The organism is Methanobrevibacter boviskoreani JH1, from assembly GCF_000320505.1.
Classification (GTDB): Archaea; Methanobacteriota; Methanobacteria; order Methanobacteriales; family Methanobacteriaceae; genus Methanarmilla; species Methanarmilla boviskoreani.
Genome location: NZ_BAGX02000036.1, coordinates 1 through 23,400 on the forward strand (window position 1 = coordinate 1; position 23,400 = coordinate 23,400).

16 protein-coding genes are annotated in these 23,400 nt (G+C 27.5%); 11 read left to right on the forward strand and 5 right to left on the reverse strand.

The genetic code is table 11. The annotated features are described in order from the left end of the window. The 3 genes from ON24_RS09380 to ON24_RS08595 form a co-directional block, all read left to right on the forward strand. On the forward strand, positions 1-508 hold a 508-nt coding region (locus ON24_RS09380), incomplete at its 5' end, for a hypothetical protein (RefSeq protein ID WP_040682651.1). Positions 509-972: 464 nt separating this feature from the next. Then, the gene (locus ON24_RS08590) at positions 973-2,391 is read left to right on the forward strand and encodes a nicotinate phosphoribosyltransferase (protein WP_016358176.1); all 1,419 of its coding nucleotides are present in this window, start codon (positions 973-975) and stop codon (positions 2,389-2,391) included. A 352-nt stretch (positions 2,392-2,743) separates the two neighbouring features. Beyond that, entirely contained in the window at positions 2,744-3,853 is a 1,110-nt protein-coding gene (locus ON24_RS08595; RefSeq protein ID WP_040682652.1) for a M48 family metallopeptidase, read from the forward strand. Between the two features lie 396 nt (positions 3,854-4,249). On the opposite strand, the gene ON24_RS09385 is transcribed toward ON24_RS08595, so the two are convergent. Together ON24_RS09385 and ON24_RS08605 are read right to left on the reverse strand one after the other, a co-directional pair. Beyond that, positions 4,250-7,000, reverse strand: coding sequence for an Ig-like domain-containing protein (locus ON24_RS09385; protein WP_050553618.1), 2,751 nt, complete (start codon positions 6,998-7,000; stop codon positions 4,250-4,252). Positions 7,001-7,616: 616 nt separating this feature from the next. Next, positions 7,617-8,786 carry a zinc ribbon domain-containing protein gene (locus tag ON24_RS08605; protein WP_040682653.1) on the reverse strand — a complete coding sequence of 390 codons (1,170 nt, stop codon included), beginning with the start codon at positions 8,784-8,786 and terminating at the stop codon, positions 7,617-7,619. Between the two features lie 335 nt (positions 8,787-9,121). On the opposite strand from ON24_RS08605, the gene ON24_RS08610 reads away from it, so the two are divergent. The 3 genes from ON24_RS08610 to ON24_RS08620 all read left to right on the forward strand — a co-directional run bounded on the left by ON24_RS08610 (position 9,122) and on the right by ON24_RS08620 (position 11,759). Continuing rightward, the gene (locus ON24_RS08610; protein ID WP_050553619.1) at positions 9,122-9,913 is read left to right on the forward strand and encodes a class I SAM-dependent methyltransferase; all 792 of its coding nucleotides are present in this window, start codon (positions 9,122-9,124) and stop codon (positions 9,911-9,913) included. A 309-nt stretch (positions 9,914-10,222) separates the two neighbouring features. Then, positions 10,223-10,678 carry a MarR family winged helix-turn-helix transcriptional regulator gene (locus ON24_RS08615; RefSeq protein ID WP_040682655.1) on the forward strand — a complete coding sequence of 152 codons (456 nt, stop codon included), beginning with the start codon at positions 10,223-10,225 and terminating at the stop codon, positions 10,676-10,678. Between the two features lie 190 nt (positions 10,679-10,868). Next, positions 10,869-11,759, forward strand: a complete 891-nt coding sequence (locus ON24_RS08620) for an aldo/keto reductase (protein ID WP_040682656.1) — start codon at positions 10,869-10,871, stop codon at positions 11,757-11,759. 274 nt (positions 11,760-12,033) lie between these two features. Here ON24_RS08620 and ON24_RS08625 read toward each other — a convergent pair whose 3' ends face one another. After that, entirely contained in the window at positions 12,034-13,785 is a 1,752-nt protein-coding gene (locus ON24_RS08625) for a glycosyltransferase family protein (protein ID WP_050553620.1), read from the reverse strand. Positions 13,786-14,300: 515 nt separating this feature from the next. Between ON24_RS08625 and ON24_RS08630 the strand changes: the two genes are divergently transcribed. Then, positions 14,301-14,966 carry a YczE/YyaS/YitT family protein gene (locus tag ON24_RS08630; protein ID WP_016358183.1) on the forward strand — a complete coding sequence of 222 codons (666 nt, stop codon included), beginning with the start codon at positions 14,301-14,303 and terminating at the stop codon, positions 14,964-14,966. Positions 14,967-15,026: 60 nt separating this feature from the next. On the opposite strand, the gene ON24_RS08635 is transcribed toward ON24_RS08630, so the two are convergent. Both ON24_RS08635 and ON24_RS08640 read right to left on the reverse strand, forming a co-directional pair. Next, complete coding sequence (locus tag ON24_RS08635) at positions 15,027-16,196, reverse strand: MFS transporter (protein ID WP_016358184.1); 1,170 nt, start codon at positions 16,194-16,196, stop codon at positions 15,027-15,029. 409 nt (positions 16,197-16,605) lie between these two features. Beyond that, positions 16,606-17,367: a hypothetical protein gene (locus ON24_RS08640; RefSeq protein ID WP_040682657.1), complete on the reverse strand. Its 762-nt coding sequence runs from the start codon at positions 17,365-17,367 to the stop codon at positions 16,606-16,608. 701 nt (positions 17,368-18,068) lie between these two features. Between ON24_RS08640 and ON24_RS08645 the strand changes: the two genes are divergently transcribed. The 4 genes from ON24_RS08645 to ON24_RS08660 all read left to right on the forward strand — a co-directional run bounded on the left by ON24_RS08645 (position 18,069) and on the right by ON24_RS08660 (position 22,905). Next, on the forward strand, positions 18,069-18,473 hold the full coding sequence (locus ON24_RS08645) for a pyridoxamine 5'-phosphate oxidase family protein (RefSeq protein WP_016358186.1): 405 nt from the start codon (positions 18,069-18,071) through the stop codon (positions 18,471-18,473). A gap of 783 nt (positions 18,474-19,256) precedes the next feature. Further along, a complete protein-coding gene (locus ON24_RS09185; RefSeq protein WP_081585273.1) occupies positions 19,257-21,650 on the forward strand; it encodes a response regulator in 2,394 nt (797 codons plus the stop codon). 15 nt (positions 21,651-21,665) lie between these two features. After that, positions 21,666-22,283, forward strand: coding sequence for a hypothetical protein (locus ON24_RS08655; protein ID WP_040682658.1), 618 nt, complete (start codon positions 21,666-21,668; stop codon positions 22,281-22,283). A 16-nt stretch (positions 22,284-22,299) separates the two neighbouring features. Then, positions 22,300-22,905 carry a sensor histidine kinase family protein gene (locus ON24_RS08660; protein ID WP_040682659.1) on the forward strand — a complete coding sequence of 202 codons (606 nt, stop codon included), beginning with the start codon at positions 22,300-22,302 and terminating at the stop codon, positions 22,903-22,905. Positions 22,906-23,400 lie beyond the last annotated feature (495 nt).

A 23,400-nucleotide genomic window follows, 5' to 3' on the forward strand; every position in this document is an offset into this window, starting at 1 on the left:
AGCAAATAATCCAAATGTATTTGTAGGTAATTTAACCTCATTTACTATTGTTGTTACTAACACTGGTGATTATAACTTAACCGGTGTTTATGTTGTGGAATCCAATTATACAGGTTTAAACTATGTAGGTTTCAATGGTGACAATTGGGTTAAAAATGATAATGTCTTTACCTATTTAAACACTTTAGGTATCGGCCAATCAGCTAACTTTACAGTTATATTTAATACAGTTAAACCTGGAAATTATACAAATATTGTTATTGCAGGTTCTAATGAAACTGTTAATATAACTACAAACAATACAACTAGTGTTAAAGAAAATAAAACAGATAATAACACTAATCACACTAATAATAAAACCAACAAAAACAACCACAGCAATACGGTTGATCATAATAGTGAAAAGAATTTAACTGGTATAGCTCAAGGAACTCCAGCAACTGGTCTTCCTATAGTGGCATTCTTAATTGCTTTATTATGCCTATTGATTCCAAGAAGAAGAAAATAAAATTTAAATTTTTTATTTAGACAATTCTTGTCTTTTTTTCTTTTTTTTAAGGGTTTTTAACTAATTTTTCTAAAAACATATAAAGCATGTTTTAATTTAAGCATGATATAAATGGAATCTTTTTTTTAAATTTTAATCATAATCTCCCTTTATGGATTTGTTTTGTAATTTTGAATTTTTAAATAGTCATATCTTTTATTGATTTCTTTTGTAAGGGATTATTCCTTTGAATTTTTGAATTTTTAAATAATTATATTAAGTGTAACTAATAAAATAAAATTAATATTATTATATGATAAATTGAGGGTAGTGAATATTGTATAAACGATTAATCTAAGTAGTTAAATATTAGAATTCTTATTTATTTTGTTTTAGAATATTATCTAAATTAATGGTTTTAGAAATTCATTATTTATAAAACACTTTAATAATATTAAGCTTTTAAATTATTTTATGGTGATTTGATGATAGAAAACAATATATGTCTGTTAACAGATAGTTATAAGATTACACACCACTATTTCTATCCAAAAGGTACTGAAAAAATCTATTCATATCTTGAAAATAGAACCGGAGCGGAATTTAATAAAACAATCTTCTATGGTTTGCAATATATTCTTAAGAAATACCTGGTGGGAGATATTGTAACTGAAGAGAAGGTTGAAGAAGCAAATGAGATTATGAAGGTTCATCTTGGAGATGGAATATTTAATTATGACGATTGGATGTACATTGCAAGGGAACTTGACGGTAAACTTCCAATTGAGATTAAGGCGGTTCCTGAGGGAACTCCTGTAAATGTAAGCAATGTTTTAATGACAGTCGAAAATACTGATAAACGTTGTTTCTGGTTAACAAACTATCTTGAACCATTACTCCAGCAGGTATGGTATCCTTCAACCGTTGCAACATTGTCTGCAGAGGTCAAGAAATTATGCGATTTTTATCTTGATGTAACCGGATCTTCTAAGGATAATCTTCCATTCATGTTACACGATTTCGGATACCGTGGTGCCAGTTCCACTGAATCTGCAAAATTATGTAGTTCTGCACATTTGCTTAGCTTTGCCGGCACTGATACCTTAGTTGCACTTACAGTTCCACCTAATTATTATAATACTCCTGAAATTGAAGGTTTTTCAGTTCAAGCAACTGAACATAGTGTAATGACATCACAAGGTCCTGATAATGAGTTAAACCAGGCAATAAATGTAGTTAGAAGTGCACATGACGGTGTCTTGTCAATGGTAATTGACAGTTATGACTATAAGAACTTTTTAAGAAATGCTTGCTTTGATGGATATCAGCTCAATAATGAGATTAAGAAATTTTTAGATAGAAAAGAAGGAAATAAAATTGTTTTTCGTCCAGATAGTGGAGAACCTGTATCCACTACATTGGATTGTCTTGAAATTATTGAAAAGGGATTTGGTACTCATTTAAATAATAAAGGTTATAAGATTTTCAATGCCAATGTCGGTGTTTTATGGGGTGACGGATTAAATTACCATAAGATACGTGATATCCTGTTTGGTATTAAAGCCCATGATTGGGCAGCTGAAAACCTTATATTTGGTATGGGTGGAGGATTACATTCTGATGTCACCCGTGATACTCAAAGAACTGCATTTAAATGTTCCGCCCAATATAGGGATGGTAAATGGTTTGATATATTTAAGAAACCATTAGATAACAGTAAAAAATCTAAAAAAGGAAGATTAAAATTATTATATGATGGTCAAAACTTTAAAACAGTTCCAATTGATAGTCCTGGAGAGGACATCTTAAGAACTGTGTTTAAAGATGGTGAACTTCTAATTGATGATAACTTTAATGATATTAAATCAAGAACTATGAGATATAATTTATATCCGGTTCAATAATTTAACAATTCTTTTTTTTATTTTTTTAAATTACTTAAAAATATAATTTAAATCTTTTTAATTTTATAATCTGTTTAATATTTGGTTCAAACCATTTTTTAGTTTTTTCTATTTTAGGAAGGCTATGTTTTATAAAATCTTTAAGACTTATAAACTAATAATTGATTTAAACAATTCTTTTTTTATTTTTATTTTAGGAATTACTCATTTTAAAATTTTTAATTTTTCATATATTTTTTATCTAAATGTATATATTATGAATCTTTTTAGGGAATAATTCTTTTAAGATAATATAAAATCTTATATATTTTTAAATCTATAGTTTATTTTAAGAATAATAATGGGTGAATATATGAGAAAAGATGATAGAAGTGAAATTAATCCCTTTACAGGAAAGGCGGCATTTGATATATTGGATGATGATAAGTTTCTTGATGAATGTTATGCTGAATATAATGCTATAATTCAACAGAATAAAATCATTGATGAAACACCTTATGGTCAGGTTTTGCAGAGAGTAGCTAACAATTTGATTAAATCAGTAACAGATTATCTTGCAAAAATTAATAGGCTTGATTATATTGAGGATTATTATGATTGGGAATTTCATTTAATATCAAGTGATACAGTAAATGCTTTCTGTATGCCTGGAGGAAAGATTGTAATGTATTCCGGAATGTTTTCCATTGCAGGTACTGAAGAAGAGATAGCTTTTATCATGGGTCATGAAATGGCCCATGCATTACTTGATCATTCAAGAACTAAATTAAGTAAGGAAAAAAGGAAAGACAGTATCACAACACTTACAAGACTTGGTGGACTTGGATTAGCTCTTTTAGGCCATGGTGAAATAGGTAATGGCTTGATTGATTTATCATATGCGGCAGATATTGGTTATAATTCACTTATTTTAATGCCTTTTGGAAGGGATCAGGAATTGGAAGCAGATCGTTTAGGAATGGCTATTATTTACTGGGCAGGATATAATATCCACAGTATACCTAATTTCTGGGAAAGAATGAGTAAAAACAATCCTAATAAAATCGATTTTTTATCTACACATCCCTCTGATGATAAAAGGATAGCTACGATGAGGGGTTTAATCGTTGAGATTGAAAATGAAACTGATTTCTACAGTAAACCGATAATTGGAGATAATGATGTAATGATTAATACGGATAATATTCAATTAAATCAGCAAGCACATATTGTAACAAGGAATAGATGTGAGAAATGTGGAAATGTATGTGGGGAAGATGATTTGTATTGTATTAACTGTGGAACTAAATTAACACCGGAGTATTTATGTTCTAAATGTAATTCAAAAGTAGAAAAAGAGGATATATTCTGTAATAATTGTGGTGAAAGATTTAAAACTAAACAAATCTTTTGTATTAACTGTGGGAAACAATTGGATGAGAAAGACGCCTTTTGTAGGCATTGTGGTTATAAGGTAGTTTAAAAAAACATTAAATTTGATCTTTAATTTTTAGCTATTTTTTTATTTTAATTTCTTGGAAGGTTAGACGGATTCTTTATATTAGTAAATCCTAAGTAAGCATAAATTTAAATATTTTCTTTTAAAGATTTTTTTTATTTGTCTTTAAACCTTATATATCTAATTGGTAGATCTTTATAAAAAATTCCGTTTTATTACCTTTGAAATATATACTTGATTGGTTTAGATCTTTATAAAAAATTCTTATTTTATATAATTTAAATATTATGTTGATTAAATCAAAGTTTTTTCATAAATTGTATCTTAAAATTAGGCTATTTTTAATTATTTGATAAGAACCAATGAAGTTGAATTTAAAAAAAGTAAAAAAAATAATTTAAGAATTTATCTTAAACTATTTTAAGTATTTACAGTAATGCTACTAGGTAATTTCTTGTTGTTACCATAATCGATTAAGACTTCTGTAAATAATTTAACTAAATCATTATATGGAACTCTACCTACAGTTGTAGTTGAGTAATTAGGACATTGATCATTATTTAAAATGTATTTGTATGTCCTGGTTGCAGAATCAACATATCCTGATTTGGATAAGCTAGCACCACTAATACTATCTCCACGGTTTGGATCTGATGGTGAAGCTACTGTGTTAATCAATGATAAATCCTTAGTGTTTCCATCATCCAACTGGGATATGGCTCTACAAACATAATAGAAATATTGGCTTAATGTAAACGGAGTACCTTCGATAGTTACCATGGAAGGAAGTTTACCAACCGTAGATGCAATATCTACATTTTTCATACTTCCATTTAATAAAGCATATGCATCTGATTTAGCCGCTCTTACAGTGGCAACTAATTTCTTAAGGTTATTAACTGAATTAGAAACATGGTTTAAACCATCTATACAGGAGAAATCTGCATCACAGTCAGCACAGAAGATATGTCCCTCGGCTGAACCACCTTCTTTGTTACCTGTTGCAGGGAATACTCCATAATTATCATATTCATTACCTGCCCAGAATATGCTCCAGTAAAGATGTGTACCTCCACATATTGGACATTTCCTTTCAAATACACTTCTATAAAATGTATAACCATATTTTGATAGTTCACCACTAGCTGATGGTCTACCAATAGCCATAATATATTTGCCGTCGGAAGAAACACCGTATTTATCAAATGTATATTTGGTACCATTTAGCACTGCACTATACTGGTCTTTAACCCAATTTGCAGAGTCTATAAGTGAATTAATTGGGATACTTCTTATCATATTACTTACTGAAATATTGGACATTCCACTTGATTTTGGATAATTGCTATTTCCAGCAAAGCTATATGTTATGATATAGTTTCCAGCTGGTAAATTAATTGTTACACTAGCAATTCCTTTTGAATTGGTTTTTCCAGTATAAATAGTAGAAATACCGCTAATTTTAAAGCTTATTTGTTGATTTGCTATAGGATTTCCATATGCGTCTTTTAAGGTAACATTATACTTAACATTAGAATTATTTAAGGTATTAAGATTGGTACCTGTAATCTTTGTAACATTACTGTTGATAATAGATATTGTCTTTGAACCACTTGAGGATAATCTATTGTTACTATTGGTATAATAATAGTTTACAGTGTATTTACCATTTAATTTTGGAATTACAAAGTTTGCAACACCTTTTGAATTGGTAGTGTTGGTATATGTAATGCCGTTAATTTTTAAGCTAATCTTTTGAGATTTAACTATATTTCCTTGAGAATCTATTAAGGTTACAGTAAATACCTGGCCGTTTAAATAATTAGTGGTTGATGGAACTGACATGTAAGTGTAGTTTCCAACCCTGTTACTATGAACATATACTGAAGCAGGTAATGCTTTGGTATTTTCATAGTATGAGAGAACCTCACAGAAGGTTTCGATTAATTTATTGTATGAAACTCTACCTACGGTTGTAGTTGAGTAATTAGGTCCCTGATTATTATTTAAGATATACTTATAGGTTCTAGTTGCAGAGTCAACATATCCGGATTTACTTAATTTTTTATTAATGGAATCTCCTGTATTTGGTCTTGAAGGCTCATTAAATCTCTTATTAACAATCGGGATATTTGCTTTGTTGTTTGAGTTTAGTTGGCTAATAGCTCTTGATTCATAATATAAGAATTGAGCTAAAGTAAGTTTTACAGAACCAACAGTTACAGTACTAGGTAATTTACCATTCTTATCATAATATTCCTTAACAACTTTTGAAGCTGAAACTATTTGATTAATAGTAAAAGACTTAACACTTGTATTTGTATTGGAAGTACTTGATGGAATAGTAGTTTTTGAATTGTATTTAACGTTAATAGTACTAGGTAATTTATTATTACTATTATAATAATCGAGAACAACACTAAAAGCTTCAATTAATCTATTATATGAAACTCTACCTATGGTTGTAGTTGAGTAGTTTGGACCTTGATCGTAATTCAATATAAATTTATAGGTTCTTGTAGCTGAATCAACATAAGCAGATTTACTTAATTTACCGTTTACTGAGTCACCGGAATTTGGACGTGACGGTTCATCTAAAGATCCTATGATTTGGATGTTTGCTTTGTTGTTTGAGTTTAGTTGGCTAATGGCTTTTGACTGGTAGTATAGGAATTGGGCTAAGGTGAGTTTTACTGACCCGACGGTTACAGTGCTAGGTAATTTACCATTGGCAATGTAATATGCCTTAACAGTCTTTGAAGCACTGGTAATCTGTGAAATACTGAAACTGGTAGGTTTGCTACTGATTTTTAATACTTGGGTACTGGATTTAGTAGAAATATTAGTATTATTGACCTTGTTTGAATTGTCACTAACTTGATTATTCAATGTTTTAGTACTATTTGTACTTGAATCAAGTGAATTGTTAATAGAATTATCATTGTTAACTGCTTTGTTAAGATTTGAATTAGTATAATTGTTAACAATATTTGAATTATCTGAGTTGTTGGAATCTATAACTGTACTAAGAACCTGGCTTTGATTAGAGGAATTTGCTCCTAAATCAGTTGAACTATTGTCATTAAGATTAGCAGCACTTAAAGCGCCAAGACTAATGAAAACAATAATAAAGACCATTAAAAAACCAATTAATCTAAATTTTTTCGACATTTTGTCCCCCTACAATTTTTAAATATAAATTCATTAAAAAATATTTTATTATTAAAAATCATATTAATTCGATTTAGAAGATTTTTAATAGAAATCTAAGAATTAATTGTAAGTTTAAAATAAATTTAATAATTTTTAAACATCACAAAGAGCCATTTTTTTTTGAAATGGTTTTCTTAAATTTTAAGATATTTTTTTACAATAAAATTTTTAGCTTAAATTATATATAAATCTTTTTTTTAAGAATAAAGCTTCTAAATCAATACATTTAACTATAAAAGCTTAATTATTTATATAAATAGATAAAATAATTATTATTATGCTAAAATAAAGAATAAAAAGATAAAAAATAAGTTAAATTAAAATCATTTTTTAAATATGGTTAAACTCTTAAAATAAAAATTTAAATCTTACCATATGTAAACCGCATGGAATTTATTTGAAATTAGAATAAATCTAGGTAAATGATTATTTTAATTATGGTTTAAATCTTAAATAGAAATTAATTACGTAAATCAACAATTTTAATTCGTTTAATAAAAAAACTTATAAAACTTTATTTTTATAAATGGATATGCTTTAAATTAAAAATTTTCAAATCAAAACTTGGTACTTATTATATGATTTTGGTACCACATGCAGAGCAGAATTTATCATCTTTATCTAATTTATTTCCACAATTTGGACAGAAATTAATTTGCTTATGGGCACCGTTATTCTCCTCATTTCTACTTGTTTTCAGAATTTCATTTTTCTTATTTAGATATTCCCTTTCTGTAATTATTCCCTTTTCTTTAAGTGTATAGAATTCCTCTAACTGTTTTGCCTCGTCATTCATCTCATGAACATAATTTCCATAAGCATGATTATTTACATATTCTTTAAAATCCTCTAATAGTAATCTTTTTAAGGTAGGAATATTAATTGCTTTTCTTAATGGGTGATCTTCATTTAGGAAGATATAGTAAATATTTTCTATGCTCTCTGTGATTTCTTCTGCATTAAAGTCTTTTAATAATATTGCATCGAATTCCTTGGATTTTAGATAATCATCTGCATCTGCTTCAGTAATCTGATTCCAACTATATGTGTTCTTAGGTAATTTCTTATCCTGATTAATGTCAATAATTTGAATACTTATGTTGTTTTCATTTGCGTTAATATTTACCTTATATGTTAGTTCGTCCCTTGCAGGCACTACTTTATTATATGTTTCTTCTTTTACTCCACTAGTTCCTGCAAGTCCGAAAACACCAAATAAACCGGTGGCAACTACCTTTGTTCCTGTTCCATGTTTATTCTTTACAACTGAAACAGGTACTGTATGTTCTGGAATATGGTTATATAGATTAAATTGGATTTCCCTTGTATTTAATATATGAAAGAACATCCCTTTTGCATCTTCATGAACCATTTCCTGATATTTTTCAACAGGCATTTTTTTAAGGTTATTTAAATCCGTTGCAAGTTCCAAATATCTTCTTCTTAAAGTGTATGGATTAAAATCTTTCTGATAAATTAAATGTTCCATGGTTAGTGTAAATGCGATGTTGTCCTTTTCATCATTACCTTTTATGTTAAATTGGTCCTTTAGTAAAGCTTTAAAATCTGAGAAAACCCCTTTCGGATTTAATGTTTTGTTAATGTATTTTTCAAAGTTTTTATATTCCTTTTCTAATTCTTCCTCAGAGTATATTACATCAGATAATACTCTTCCACAGGTACTGCATCTTATAATATTTGAATCCATATATGTTTTACAGTGAGGACATATTCTATAGTTCATACTTTTCCCCCTTATTAATAAATTTTTAGATTTTTAATATTTAACTATTAATATGTATTTTAATGTCTTTAAAATTTTATATGAATTACCTTAAATTTGGGGAATTATTTTAGATTCTTTATTTTTTCATGATTGTATTATCATTTTAATGATTTTACAATATTATTTTTTTAGGTATGCCTAAAAATTTAGAAAGGTTTATATATGACATTATTTAATTTATAAATAAATAAGTAAATTAAGCTTTAATTAATTGATTCTTTATTTTTTTATTTAAAATATTGAATATTTTTTAATTTTTTATTTTTTTCTTTATAATTTTAAAAAGTGATTATATGAAACCGGATTATAAGAATTGGATGCCTATTCAAATGATTATTGGATTTTTGGTAGGAGCTATTATATTTTTCATTTTATCCTTAATATTCAAGGAGAATATATTGGTAATTAATCAAGGATGGAATGGAATATTATTTGTTATATTTCTTGTTCTTACAATTATAATGGCTTTAATATGTCTATACATGTATATGTTATATAGAGCCTTTGATTATAATGGAGGAAGAAAGCTTTCAAAGGAAATAATTGAAAAGACCGCAAAATTCTCAAGGGTGGTGGAAGAGGGTAAAGTATTGGATATTGGTTGTGGATCTGGTGCATTAACAATAGCTGTAGCAAAAGAAAATCCAAAATCATATGTAATAGGATTGGACCGTTGGGGAAAGGAATATGCATCGTTCAATAAAAAATTATGTGAAGATAATGCTAAAATAGAGGGTGTAAGTGCTAGAACTGAATTTATTGAAGGCAATGCTGTTAAACTACCTTTTAAAGACGGGTCATTTGATGCAATTGTTAGTAATTATTGTATACATAATATTCCTTCAAGAGATCGTCAAAAAATATTGTTGGAGGCTTTAAGAACTTTAAAAAAAGGGGGAACCTTTGCCTTACATGATATTTATAGTAGGGGAAAATATGGGGATATGGATGGATTTGTTGATAAATTAAAAAGTAAAGGCTATGAAAAGGTAGAATTAATAGATACTACCGATAAGTTTATGAAGAAAAGAGAGGCTAGTTTATATTTTTTAAATGGGTCTGGAATATTATATGGTAAAAAATAATATTTTTTTTTTTTAATGGTTTTAATTGAATGTATTATAAAAAAATATAGGATTTAATGTTCATTGATTAAAATTATTTGATTTGGGAAGGATTTGTATTTTAATATTTATTCCTTTTTTAAATTATTGAATATAATTTTTTATTGTTTAAAATACTATGCTATTTTTTATTATAATCTTTATTTATTATTTAAAACATTTGATTGTTTTTTAGTAAAACAGTTATTTTAAGAAACTTTATATATCATTTCATACAATAACTATTAATTAAGTTTTAACGTTTTTTACCTATTTTATTAAAGGGATAATATGGCACTTTCAGAACAATTTAAAGAAGAGAATTTTGAATCCATTAGAATATATCATTATGTGGAAGAGTTGGTATATAGTTATCGTGAATATATGGGTGATTTATTAAAGGACAATGAAATTCCTTTAACTGAAGCTCCATTTCTTATAAGATTGAGATTTTCGGATAATACTACTCAGATGGAATTAACTAAATTATTTAAGGTTAGTAAAGGTTATACTGCTAAACTACTTAGAAGATTTGAAGATAAGGGTTGGATTACAAGGGAAGAGGATCCTAGTAATCGTAGAAAAAAGATTGTTAATCTTACACCAGAAGGTGTTAAAAAAACAGATGAATTAATAGCCATTTTAGATACCTGGGAGGATAAGGTTTCTTCTGGTTTATCTGATGTTGAGATTAGTGTTCTAAAAAACCTTCTCTTTAAGCTTGTTATGGAAACTGAAAACTTTTAATTTATATATTAAATTTGATTTCTAATATTTTTCTTATTTTTTTGATTTTGATTTTAGGTTTTTTTTTTATAAATATTTCTCTATAAAATATGAATTATATCATAAATAAACAGTTTCATAAAGAAACATTTATATAAGAAAACATTCATACTATTTAACATCAAGTTAAAAAACTATTGAAGGTGTAGATATGGAATATGTAACTTTAAACAATGGTGTAGAAATGTCTATTTTAGGTTTTGGTGTATATCAAATTCCTCAGGAAGAGACAAAACAAGCAGTTCTTGATGCAATAAGTGTTGGTTATAAGTCTATCGATACTGCTCAAAGTTATTTCAACGAGGAACAAGTTGGTGAGGCAATTAAGGAAACTGATGTTCCCCGTGAAGAGTTATTTATCACTACAAAAATTTGGATTGATAATTATGGATATGAAAAATGTAAGGAATCTGTATATGAATCACTTGAAAAATTAGGCTTGGATTATATTGACTTGGTTTTACTTCACCAGCCATTTGCAGATTATTATGGTGCATATAGGGCTTTAGAAGACTTATATAAGGAAGGTAAAATTAGGGCTATTGGTGTATCAAATTTCTATCCTGATAGAATAACTGACATGTGTTTATTTGGTCGCGAGATAGTACCTGCAGTTAATCAGATAGAAACCAATCCGTTAAATGCGCAATATGGGGCTCAAGAGAATATGAAGGATTTAAATGTTCAAATGGCTGCATGGGCTCCTTTTGGTGAGGGCATGCAGGGCATGTTTACCAACGAGACACTTGTAAATATAGGTAAAAAGTATGGTAAATCTGCTGCTCAAGTAATCTTAAGGTGGTTAATTCAAAGAAAAGTAGTTGTATTATGTAAATCAACACATCTTGAAAGAATTAAAGAAAACTTTGATGTATTTGACTTCAAGTTAAGTGATGAGGATATGGAGGAAATTAAAAAATTGAATACCAGTGATAGTTTATTCTTCAACCATCAAGATCCTGAAATGGTTAGATGGTTTGATGAAATGGTTGAGACAAGACATAACCAACATAAAGCATCATCTGAACAGAAGAAATGGTAATTATATCAATAAAATAGATTCATATTTTTTATAAAAATTTATTTTTTCTCATTTTTAAAAGAGGATTAGTTAAAATTTTAAAAATCCTTAAAATACAGCCCAAAGTACTTTATATATGGATTAAATTTTTATCTAATCCTTAAATTTTAATATTTGATTTATAAATAAAACTCACTCATTCAATCCTATTTTTTATAAACATACATAAGTTAGATTTTATATAATTTTTAAAATTTTAGATATTTAATTTATAAATAAAATCCATCTTTATGCATTATATATAGTATACATCAATTGGTATGTCTTGGGATAGGTTGGTGTATACTTCTTTATTTATTATTTTGTTGGTTATGTCATCTTCCTGACCTAATGTGAATTTATCGAGGCCTTTGGCTATTGATATTTTCTTATTTAAATATTTATAGTGTAAAATTCCTTTACTTATAAAATCATTGTCAGTAATGTCTTTTAAGATAATTATGAATTCACTATTGAGATTGTGGATATAATCATAAAGGTCATTGTCTTCTATTTGGATGTCATCTATTTCCGGATATTCTGATTTGATATTATTAATGTTCGCTGATTTATCAAGGATAATGATGTTTAATTTTTTATCCGGATAGTCTATTTTGTCATATGAGTCAATAATCTTCTCTATGTTGTCTGTTGAATCTGATTTAAAGATTATTGTAATGTCATTTACATCCTCACTATAAGGATATCCGATTGTATCTAATATCTGTTTAAATCTGTTGGTATAAGTGTGATTTTCTAAGACATTGTATAGGTTGTTCATTCTTTTTTCCATATAGGAACCGTTGAAATCAGGTAGTTTGTCCATTTTATCAAAGAAAAACACGTTGTCTCTGAATATTCTTTCAACAGCTTTGGAATAATTGGTTAAAATTAGGGTATTGGTTAAAGATAACTCGAATACCCTTCTTGCAAACATGGTATTTGATTTAGTTACTATATTAAGATTTAGACCCCATTTCATTTTCTTATATAATAGAGCGGTTTCCTCATATTTTATGGCAGGACGGACATATTTCTGATATTTTTCAGGATAATCGAATCGTTGTTTATAATAATTACGATCAAATATTATAAGATCACCCCACTCTTCAATGACCTTATCAAAAATCATATTCATTTTTTCCGTTCTTTGGGGATGATTTTCACCGTAATATGCACCTGCAAATACGGGGTATTCAATGGTTTCATTGCTTAAATTCAGCGGATTAAATAATTTAGGTTGTCCGGCAAACATTAAGCAATAAACGTTTGGATGATTATAATCCTTTTTATAACGTTTAATACATTCCTCAGAGGATGTGAAAATATAATCAAACTCTGAGGCAGTATCTGCATAGGACCAAATTTCGGTTCTGTAATGAACTGGATCCTCTTTATTCCAGAATATGGTAGGTATATTATTGTTTTTACAATATTCCAGGATTTTAAGTAGTTCCTTACGATTTTCATCTTTATAATCATATCTCTTAAATATCTTATTTCTCCATGGTTTCTCATTGTTCTCTGATGCAATGCCGTCCCAGGCGGATTCGCAGAAAAATAAGTCTGGTTTATAGATTCTAAATTTTTCCTGCCAGTCGTCTGGATTGATTAGAATGGCTTTGAATTCATATTTGTATGAGTCGTAGGTGAATTGATCTGCAATAATTGCCACTTTGATATCCTTTAAATTTTTAATTGGTTTATTGCTAAAATCTAAATTAGATTTTTCAATTTTTTTATTAGAAGGGGATTTATTGTCTTTATTTGGGAATATTTTGTCTTTTATTGTGGCATATTTTATCCATACTTTGTATGCTTTTGTGGATTTGAAATGTTGGTTCTTTTTAAATAGTTCGTTATTTTCTTCTTTTAGGTTTAAGTTTTCTTTATTTAACTGAAAGTTCCTTTTATTTACTGTTTTGTTTTCTTTCTTTAATTTATCGACTTTATCTTCAAGTTCAAGATTTCTATATTTTTCAGTTAAATAGTCATAATCTTCATCCATGATATCCCTTAATTTAGTAAAAATGAATTTATTAATATATAATAATTAATTTATTATATTTAATATTATTTTTTATAAAATTTTCAAAATTATATTATAAAATTTATAATAAATTAAAAGATTTTATTGTATTTTTAATTTTAAATTGTCATTTGAATAATTTTGTTTGGGATTAGGTTTAGAGTATGTTTTTAATTTAATGAGGTCATCTGGACATTTCATATTGTATTGTTTAAAATATTTTCATTTTTTTATTAAATGAGGATTAATCATATTTTAATTTAATAAGGATGTTTAAACATTATATTAAATATCTGTTTAGAATATAATCCTTTTTTTATTAAAAACGAGGATTTTAAATTTAAATTTCTACAGGTTAAATGATGTTTGAAGATGGACTTTCCATTCATGTCTTTTCTATTTCTGTTAAATAATAGTTAAATTATAAAATCCTTTTTATATTCGATAATTCTTCTAGAATATTTTTAAATAATTTAAAAAACATAATATATCCCATGAATAAAAGATTAAACGATTATAGATTGTATATTTTCTATGTATTTTCCTTGTTTATCTCTTCATTGGGAGTTGCTTTTTCTGTAAAGGCAGAACTTGGAACTTCACCACTTGTTGCAATTCCTAATGTTTTAAGTATTCTATTTCCTCTTTTTAGTATTGGTATCTATTCGATGATCTTTAATATAATACTTATTTTACTTGAATTAATTATCTTAAGAAGCAAATTTCCTAAAATACAATATTTGCAGTTTTTTGTAGCTATTATTTATGGATATTTTATTGATATGTCTTTGTACTTAATTAGGGGTTTAAACCCTTTCAATTATATTGTGCAGTGGGTTTTTTGTGTTGTAGGTGCAGTAATTCTTGCATTTGGAATTTATCTACAGTTAAAATCAGCAATAGTTTACTTACCTATTGACGGTTTTGTATTGTCCATTGCATATATTAAAAACAGTGTATATTCAAAGATTAAACCCTTTGTAGATATTTCATTGATTGTTATTGCAGCAATTATCTCTTTGTATTACATTAACGGTCTTGTTGGTGTAAGGGAGGGCACTATATTTGCAGCGTTATTTGTAGGTCCTCTTGTTGGATTTTACAAAAGGCACTGTGATGATTCTATTAATAGACATTTTAAATTCTTAAATAATCAATGAAAACGGTTTAAAAATTAAAAAAATTAGTTTTTTTTATTTATTATACTTATTTTATTTGATCTATTTGGTATAATCCGGATTTATTCTTACCCTTAATGCAAGGAAAATTAATGAGAGTAATGAAATTACTAAAGATCCTATAAAGATATATACTGTCCCATAACTTACGATAATAAAACCACCAATACTTGTACCGATGGTTATGGCAATATTTAAAACACTTATAAATATTCCATTTGCAAACTCAGGTGCATCTGGTGCAGCAGATACAATCCAATATTGTATAATGTTATTGACGAGTCCATCAAGAAAACCCCAAACTATCATGAGCAGTACCGTTGGTATAACCTTATTACAGTAATAAAATAATAGTATGAATAAAATGGCAGTTATGAATGGGTAAGTTATCACTGTTTGATTAGGTTTACTGACTAGTAATTTTCCAGCAGCCCAATTTCCAAATAATGAAGCTATTCCAAATAGGAATAATGTTATACTTAGGTTTAAATCTATAATATGGGTTATTGTTTGTAAAAATTGGGACATATAACTATAGCTAGTACATATTCCGGTAAGTAGTACAAATACTCCTAAACATGAAACCAGGAACAGCCTTGTTTTTGCATTGGAGATCTGTGTTCCATATGAAGTGGGATTTCCTGGAAGGTTTGGAAAGAATATTAATGTCGCTATAAGCGCTATTAAATTTACAACAGCAAACCATAACATCGCTGATTTAAAACCCAAAACCGTTGCCATAAATGTTGTAATCGGTACTCCAATAATGGATCCTGCACTTACTCCCATCATGACTCTACTTACACTTTCAGTGGCTTTTTCTTCAGGTACAATTTCTGCAGCTACAGTTAGTGATAGACTGATATATGCGGGATAAAATAAGGCAGGTATTATTCTGCATAATATTGCAATGTAGAAATTCTTATATAATGCAGATACAAATGAACATATGACGAATATGGATAATACCAATGAGAATACTTTTTTTATATCATACTTACTGAAGATTAATGGTATAAATAGGCTGGATATTGCTATTGTTATTGAAAATGAACTTACAAACAGGCCTGCATAGTTTATACCAATATTAAAATACTGGGCTATCTGGGGCAGTATACCTATTACACCAAGTTCAGTACTGAGTATTCCAAATGTTCCAATGGTCATTATGAGAATTAATAGATTTGGATTGTATTCCTCATTTCTTTCCATTTAAATAAACCTTAAATTTAAATTAATAAAATAAAACCTAACATATAACTTTGATTATACTTATATTTAAATGGATATGTTTTAAATTAGAAATTCTAAGGAATTTTCATGTTTTATAGTTAAAAAAAGTTTTAATTTTTATAAATATCTAAAAAAAGCTTGAAATTGATAAAGATTTATTATTTTTTATTTAAAGATTTATATTGAAATGGGATCTTTTTGTATTAACTCATATGCTCCACATAACACTTTCAAAATAATCACGGAATGTTATTATTCTGCTGCTTTTTTAACTATTACATTATTTCAATGTAAACTATTTTCAAACATTCATCTAAAAAAAATATAAAAAATAAAATAGATTAATTATTCATTTGATTTATTGAAAAATCTAATTTTAAAACCTTATTTAAATACTGGCTTGTGTCTGTGTGAAAGTTACATTCTGAGTATAGAAACTTTCGTTACTATCATAATCATTTTTAAGTGATATTTCAGCTTTCACTGGTTTGAAAGTATCAAAGTAAGTACTTTTTATTTTATATACTCCTGGATTGATATTATATTGACTCCATGGTGTATCCGTGCTTATAATTTTACCATCCTGATCGTAGTATATTACATCAGCCTGAATATAATCCATACTAGTATTTACATTAAGATCATAGGTAACATTACTGTTATAATATCCAAATGAATCTTCACACTGGGCATTTAAGTTTGATATGGAAATCTCATTAGAAAGGTTATCCTCATACATTGAACTTGCAAATCCCGCAATAAGAAGTATAATAATTAATAAAATAAAGGTTCCGGCAGGGATCCCAATCAATCTTTTATCTGATACTGAGAAATTTCCACCTAAAAATACGGTGATTAAACCTGTAAGAACGAATAAAATCAATCCATATGTTGCCATATTCTGTATTAACGCAAACATAAGTATTCCAGTTACCATAAATTGAATACCTGAAACCAATGTTTCATCGGTTTTCCAATATAAAATTACAGCAGCTAAACCACCAACAACAGAAATAACCATTTCTGTTATAATATTTTCCCATCCAAAAAGAACAGGGCAATTTAAACCTTCAACAAGACCAAGAAATACACCTAAAATACCTAAAACTAAAGGCAAATATTTTAATTTATCTTCATTATTACTTTCCATTTAAATTCCTCTAAATTCATTAGGGATAAGGGCAGATAACTAAGTTTAGTATTATTAGATAATTTAAAACAGATATTACTTAATTTAACAATTAGATTATATTATATTCAATAAATTTAAATAAAAACAGTCAATTCATTCATTTAAATTTTTTTTAATGAGATTAAAATTATAAAACAATAAATAATTTCTTTAATCATTATGTTATGAATAAATCAACTAGTTTTGGATTAAATCTTAATAGATATTTCCTATAAAATCTTAAACTAAATCAATACTTTAAATCTAATAAAAAATCTATATTCTCTTTAACTTCCTTTTTTTTGAATTATAAAAATCCATATAAAACAAAAGTTCATTAAAGAGGTGAACTACAAAAAAAATATTCAGTATATTCTCAAAAAACCTTTTTAAAATTTGATAATATTATTGAATATATACATAATGTCACAACCCTTAAACCGATTTAATATAAGTAAGTTTAGACATAAATATTTTTTTATTTAAACCAAATATAAAGGATTTAAATATGGTTAAAGGGAATTTAAAGAATCGGTAAGAATAAGGTAGTAACATTCAATATAGTTTAACTTATTGTTTAGTAATGATTATTTGATAAGGTAAGTAATTTAAAAGATCCTTACATAAGAAAATCAAATAGATTAAATACAATTAAAACACAGTATGATTAGGTGAAAAAAATGAGTATTGAAAAAGTAGACGAGATGTTATCTAAAGCAGGAGTATTTTACCTTGCAACAGTTGATGGAGATAAACCAAAAGTAAGACCATTAGGTTTTCATTTATTATATGGGGATAAGATCTATTTTGGAGTTGGAACTTTCAAAGGAGTATATAAACAATTAGAAGCAAATCCAAATGTGGAAATAGCTTCATGGGACGGAGAATGCTTTTTAAGGTACTATGGAACTGCAATTTTAGATGATAATGAGGCGGTTGTTGAAAAGGCATTTGAACTTATGCCGGATATAGCTGAAATGTACAGAACAAACGGCTGGCAAATGGGTGTATTCTATCTTGATGATGCAACTGCAGAATTCAGAAATATGATGGAAGTTGAAGAATCATACGAATTTAAATATTAAGGGAAAAATCCCTTAATAAAAACACTATAAAATAAATATTTAGAAATTAATTTAAACTAATCTTCTTTTTTAGGTATAATTAATATTATAAGACTTTAAAAACAATTAACTGTTGTTTTAGATAATTCAATACAATAAATGTTTTTAATCAGTTGCTATTTTTTTGATAAGCTCAATTTTTACGGATAAAAACGATTAAAATAGAGGGTTAAGTATTAAATCATGTCTTTTTTTATAAAAATTTTTATATCTTTGCTTAATTCTTATTATTGTTAAACATTGTCATTAATTTAAAATTATTGTACTTTTTTTAGTAAGATAATAATATTCAAGTAAAAATCAGTACATATATTACTCAATATATTAAAAAAATAAAATTATTTTATAATATGTATAAAATCTTTGATAGAAATTAATCATGTTAAATTAATTTGTATATTTTATTATTTTTAAAAATCTATTTTATTTTAAAATAATAAATTATTATTATTATTATACAATGTTTAAAAAACTATGGAAATATTTATAAAGTTTAAGGTATTTTTCATTTTTATTGGGATTATTTATAAAAGTATAAATATATAAAAAATTAAAGATATTAGTGTATTTTAGGAATTTAAGGGGTTATCTTGTATTTTTTTATTTAATTACAATCTGTTTTAACTTCTTTTTTTTAAATAAAACTAACCTATTTTTTAAAAATTAACTTTTAAAATAAAGGTTTTTAATTTTAAACAATTTAATAATAGTTATTTTAGTTTTAATGGACAAAAGGGGCATAAAATGAATGAAGGAAAAGGCGAAATTAAATCAAAATCTATTCTGATTGTAGAGGATGAGGCGATTACTGCTTTAAACCTGAAGTTGGATCTTGAAGATTTGGGTTATGAGGTTATAGGTATTGTAGATAATGGACAAGACGCTATTGACAAGGCAGTCCAATATCGTCCCAGTTTGACAATAATGGATATTAACCTTAAGGGAGATATAAATGGTATACAGGCAGCCGAAAAAATTCTGGCACTTGATTTAGCTGTAATCTATTTAACGGCAAACTCTGATGATATGACATTTAATGATGCACTTAACCAGTCACCGGCATCAGCATTTATATCCAAACCATATAACATAAATACACTTTCTAAAAATGTTGCTTTGGCTATTAACCGTCAATCCGTAGAATCCGAGAAGGTAAATGAAGCAAGGGGAATTAGTAAGGATGAAAATAAAAATAGTGATGTTCCATTAATTGAAGGGTCTGAAAACGATTTAATTGAATCATCACAAAAGGAAGAAAATTATCAGAATTACTTGGATTATAGCGACCTTCAAAAAAAGGCAAAAAATGAGTATAAATTATCCGCTGAAGCTATAAAACATTTTAAAGAAAATAAAAATTCAAAAAAGAAGATCTTAGTTGCTGAAGATGATTCAGATACGGCATTAAATTTAAAACAAGATTTGGAAGATTTGGGTTATGAATTTCCAATAATTGTAGATAATGGAGTTGAAGCTGTTAAAAAGTCAAAAGAGATTTTTCCAAGTGGGGTTTTAATAGACATTCAGCTAAAAGGTGAAATGACTGGTATTGAAGCAGCTAATGAAATTGGTGAACTTGGAATACCTATCATATTTCTAACTGAAACAATTGATGATTTAACTGCATTTGATGCATTGAAAGCCATACCCTATGGTTATTTGACTAAACCGTTTTCATCCAAGGATTTAAAGTTAACCATTGAAATGGTACTTAAAAAACATGAGGCAGATGTTAATACAATTATTAAAACCGAGGACAAAGTCGCTGAGAAAAACAAGGAACTTATTATTGAGAAGACAGATGTTTCTATTCTTTTAATCACATGTATTGCATTGATTGTTGTAAGTCTTTTTAATCGTAATGTAACATGGTTGCAATGGGTTTTATTTATTCCATCTGCGATTATGGTATTTTTAGCTATTGTCAGTCTTAAAAAACAGGATCCTGTTGAAGAATGGGAAGTTCCACCATTTGTAACAATGATTGTTCCAGCACACAATGAGGAGTATACCATTGAAGAGACTGTAACCAGTTTAGCTTCAGTAGATTATTATCACAATGGAAAAATTAATTTTGAACTTATTGTCTGTAATGACGGTTCCGAGGATAGGACTGGTGAAATATTGGAAGGTTTAAAAGAAAAATTCCCTCATTTAAGAATTGTAACCCGTGTTCCACCACGTTCTGGCAAAGGTAAGGGTTTTGTATTAAATGATGCATTGGAAATTTCAAAAGGAGATATTATTGCAGTATTTGATGCAGATGCAAGGGTAGAACCTGATTTTCTAAATATCATTGTACCTTACTTAAATGATCCTGAGGTTCAAGGTGTTCAATCACGTATTAAGATGTATAATAAAGATGAAAACTGGCTTACTCTTATGCAACATGTTGAGTTAGCAGGTTTTGGTAACACCGTCCGTGCAAAAGATATTCTCGGTAAGGCCGGATTTTTAGGTGGTAATGGACAACTTGTAAAGAAGGAGGCTATCTATGAAGGTGGAGGCTGGGACGGTTTTGCAGTTACAGAGGATTTAAACCTTAGTGTTAAATTAATGATTGAAGGTTTCGCTATAAGATATTGTGGAGAAACATGGGTTTATCAGGAGGCTGTACAAACTTGGAGACAGTTATTCCGTCAAAGGGCTCGTTGGGCTATTGGTAACTTTGAAACATTGTTTATTTATGGGACAAAGATTATTAATTCACCAATGCCTGTATTTAGAATGTTCGGTGTATTGGAACATGTTGCATTCTATGGATTAAATATGTTGGTGTTCTTTGGTTTTGTAGTATTCTTTGCCAACCTTATTGCATGGTTTGTATTCCATCAGGTCACATTAATTAGAATGGATGCACCTTTAATTATTGGAATCATATCTGCATTCGGTTTCTTCCCAGGAGCAATAATCACACTGGCCCGTGATAAAGTAAATATTTTTAAACTTATCTATGGTGTTTTCGGATATTGGCTTTACTGTTTCCACTTGATTCCATTATTCTTTATTACAGTATATCAAATGTTGGTTAGAAAGGAGAGAACATGGGCTAAGACTGTACATAGTGGTGACGAGGAAGATAAAGAAGCTGAAAAGAATGATGAGGAGATGCCGGTAGGTGAATTACCTAATAACTAATTTAAGGATGATTATATGAATTTTAAACAGAAAATAGGATATGCTATTTTATTAATAGTGTTACTTACGATTGTAGTCAATATTGGTGCTGTTAATGATTTCCTAAGTTTCCATACCGATAAAACCATTCAATTTGATAATTCATCTTATGTGGTGCCGGATCATTGGAATACAACAGATGAAATGAATCTTACAGGAAAGAATGGAAATGCAATGACCAACAATTATATTATATTGGATTGTTGGGATGATTGGCCTGAAAATCATATGGGGTCAAAATCTAGAGCTAGATTAAGATCTCTTGAGAAAGGAGGGTATGTACCATTAAAAACAGAGGTTATTAGATTGGCTGGTAGAAATGTCACAAGGGAATATTATACAAATCCCTCAAGAGATACTAAAACACAATATGATCATATAGGAGTGGTATATCTTTTTAATAAACAGGATAAGAATTATTGTATAGAGGTCCATTACTTTACAACTCATGACTACAATAATAAAAGTTATACAAAAGAAGTGGATGACCGCGTAGAGGACATGATTGCAAATATGCAGAATAGGCAATATAACTGGTATGTTTCTACATTTAACAGAATATTAAATCATCAAAAAATTGAATGGAATATATAAAATAGTAAGTGTTATTATGACAGATAGTTTAGTTTCTGATGAAAAAAGAGCAATATTAAAGAAATTTAATCATGATTTAAATAATAATCTTCAATTTATATTGGCATATACTAAGCTTCAAAATAGATTTGGTGTGGATAAAGATGAGATTATTAATACATCATGTGTTTTTATTGCATCTATAGCAGCTATTCAAAACAAGAAATTTGAAGCAAGGCATGAAAAGAATTTAATCCCAGCAGAAGGGTTTTTAAAAGATTATATTGGAATTCTTAACGAATATTATTCCAGTATAGACTTTTCCATTAATGCTAAAGAGGAATTTTATATAAAGCAGAAACAGCTCTTCCATATAATAGCTCTTATTAATGAATTAATTAATCTATCCATTAATTCAACTTTTAAAGAAGATTCAAATAGGAAAATAAGCTTCAGTCTTGAAAAAAATCAAGAAGAATGCACTTTAAAATATTCGGATTATGGATTTGGCATTCGGGATATTATTTCAAAGTCAAATATGAGAAGTGTCCTGTTTGAACAACTAGTAAAACAGATAGAAGGGAAATTAAATTATTCCAATGACAATGCAGAAATTACCATTAATTTCCCATACTTACAATAAAATATACTTATTTTTTTATTTTTTGTAATAATCTTTGTATAATAAATTTAAAAAACTAAGGAATTTTAATTTTCTAAATTAAAAATGAGTCGGCTTTTATCAGTTGAATTTTTATAGTTTCAGTTTTGTTAAAATTTTTTTAAATTTAATTCTTACTTTTGTATAATTTGATATTTTTTCTTAAGATATTTGTTCATTTTTTATTTTGTTCGTAAGTTTAGGAATATTTATATTATACGGACATTATAATATTATGTACTAAAAATTATTTTTTCTTTATAAATTGAGGGGGTTTATCAAAATTGATTCTATAATTGGGGTAATACTTAAATTATAAAAATGTATTATGTCTTTAATGATATTTTATATAATCTTGGTATATTTCCTTGATTTTTCTGTTGAAAACATGGTTTAATTAAACTTTAATTTTTCAAATCCATTATTATTTAGATTTTAAAAATTTTTTTTATATTAAATTTGATTAGTTTCAACATA

Coding starts and splice junctions, on each gene's coding strand:
- ON24_RS08660 (WP_040682659.1), top strand. CDS start 22,300: ATGACAGATAGTTTAGTTTCTGATGAAAAAAGAGCAATATTAAAGAAA.
- ON24_RS08590 (WP_016358176.1), top strand. CDS start 973: ATGATAGAAAACAATATATGTCTGTTAACAGATAGTTATAAGATTACA.
- ON24_RS08630 (WP_016358183.1), top strand. CDS start 14,301: ATGAATAAAAGATTAAACGATTATAGATTGTATATTTTCTATGTATTT.
- ON24_RS08645 (WP_016358186.1), top strand. CDS start 18,069: ATGAGTATTGAAAAAGTAGACGAGATGTTATCTAAAGCAGGAGTATTT.
- ON24_RS08615 (WP_040682655.1), top strand. CDS start 10,223: ATGGCACTTTCAGAACAATTTAAAGAAGAGAATTTTGAATCCATTAGA.
- ON24_RS08620 (WP_040682656.1), top strand. CDS start 10,869: ATGGAATATGTAACTTTAAACAATGGTGTAGAAATGTCTATTTTAGGT.
- ON24_RS08625 (WP_050553620.1), bottom strand. CDS start 13,785: ATGGATGAAGATTATGACTATTTAACTGAAAAATATAGAAATCTTGAA.
- ON24_RS08655 (WP_040682658.1), top strand. CDS start 21,666: ATGAATTTTAAACAGAAAATAGGATATGCTATTTTATTAATAGTGTTA.
- ON24_RS08595 (WP_040682652.1), top strand. CDS start 2,744: ATGAGAAAAGATGATAGAAGTGAAATTAATCCCTTTACAGGAAAGGCG.
- ON24_RS09185 (WP_081585273.1), top strand. CDS start 19,257: ATGAATGAAGGAAAAGGCGAAATTAAATCAAAATCTATTCTGATTGTA.
- ON24_RS09385 (WP_050553618.1), bottom strand. CDS start 7,000: ATGTCGAAAAAATTTAGATTAATTGGTTTTTTAATGGTCTTTATTATT.
- ON24_RS08635 (WP_016358184.1), bottom strand. CDS start 16,196: ATGGAAAGAAATGAGGAATACAATCCAAATCTATTAATTCTCATAATG.
- ON24_RS08640 (WP_040682657.1), bottom strand. CDS start 17,367: ATGGAAAGTAATAATGAAGATAAATTAAAATATTTGCCTTTAGTTTTA.
- ON24_RS08605 (WP_040682653.1), bottom strand. CDS start 8,786: ATGAACTATAGAATATGTCCTCACTGTAAAACATATATGGATTCAAAT.
- ON24_RS08610 (WP_050553619.1), top strand. CDS start 9,122: ATGAAACCGGATTATAAGAATTGGATGCCTATTCAAATGATTATTGGA.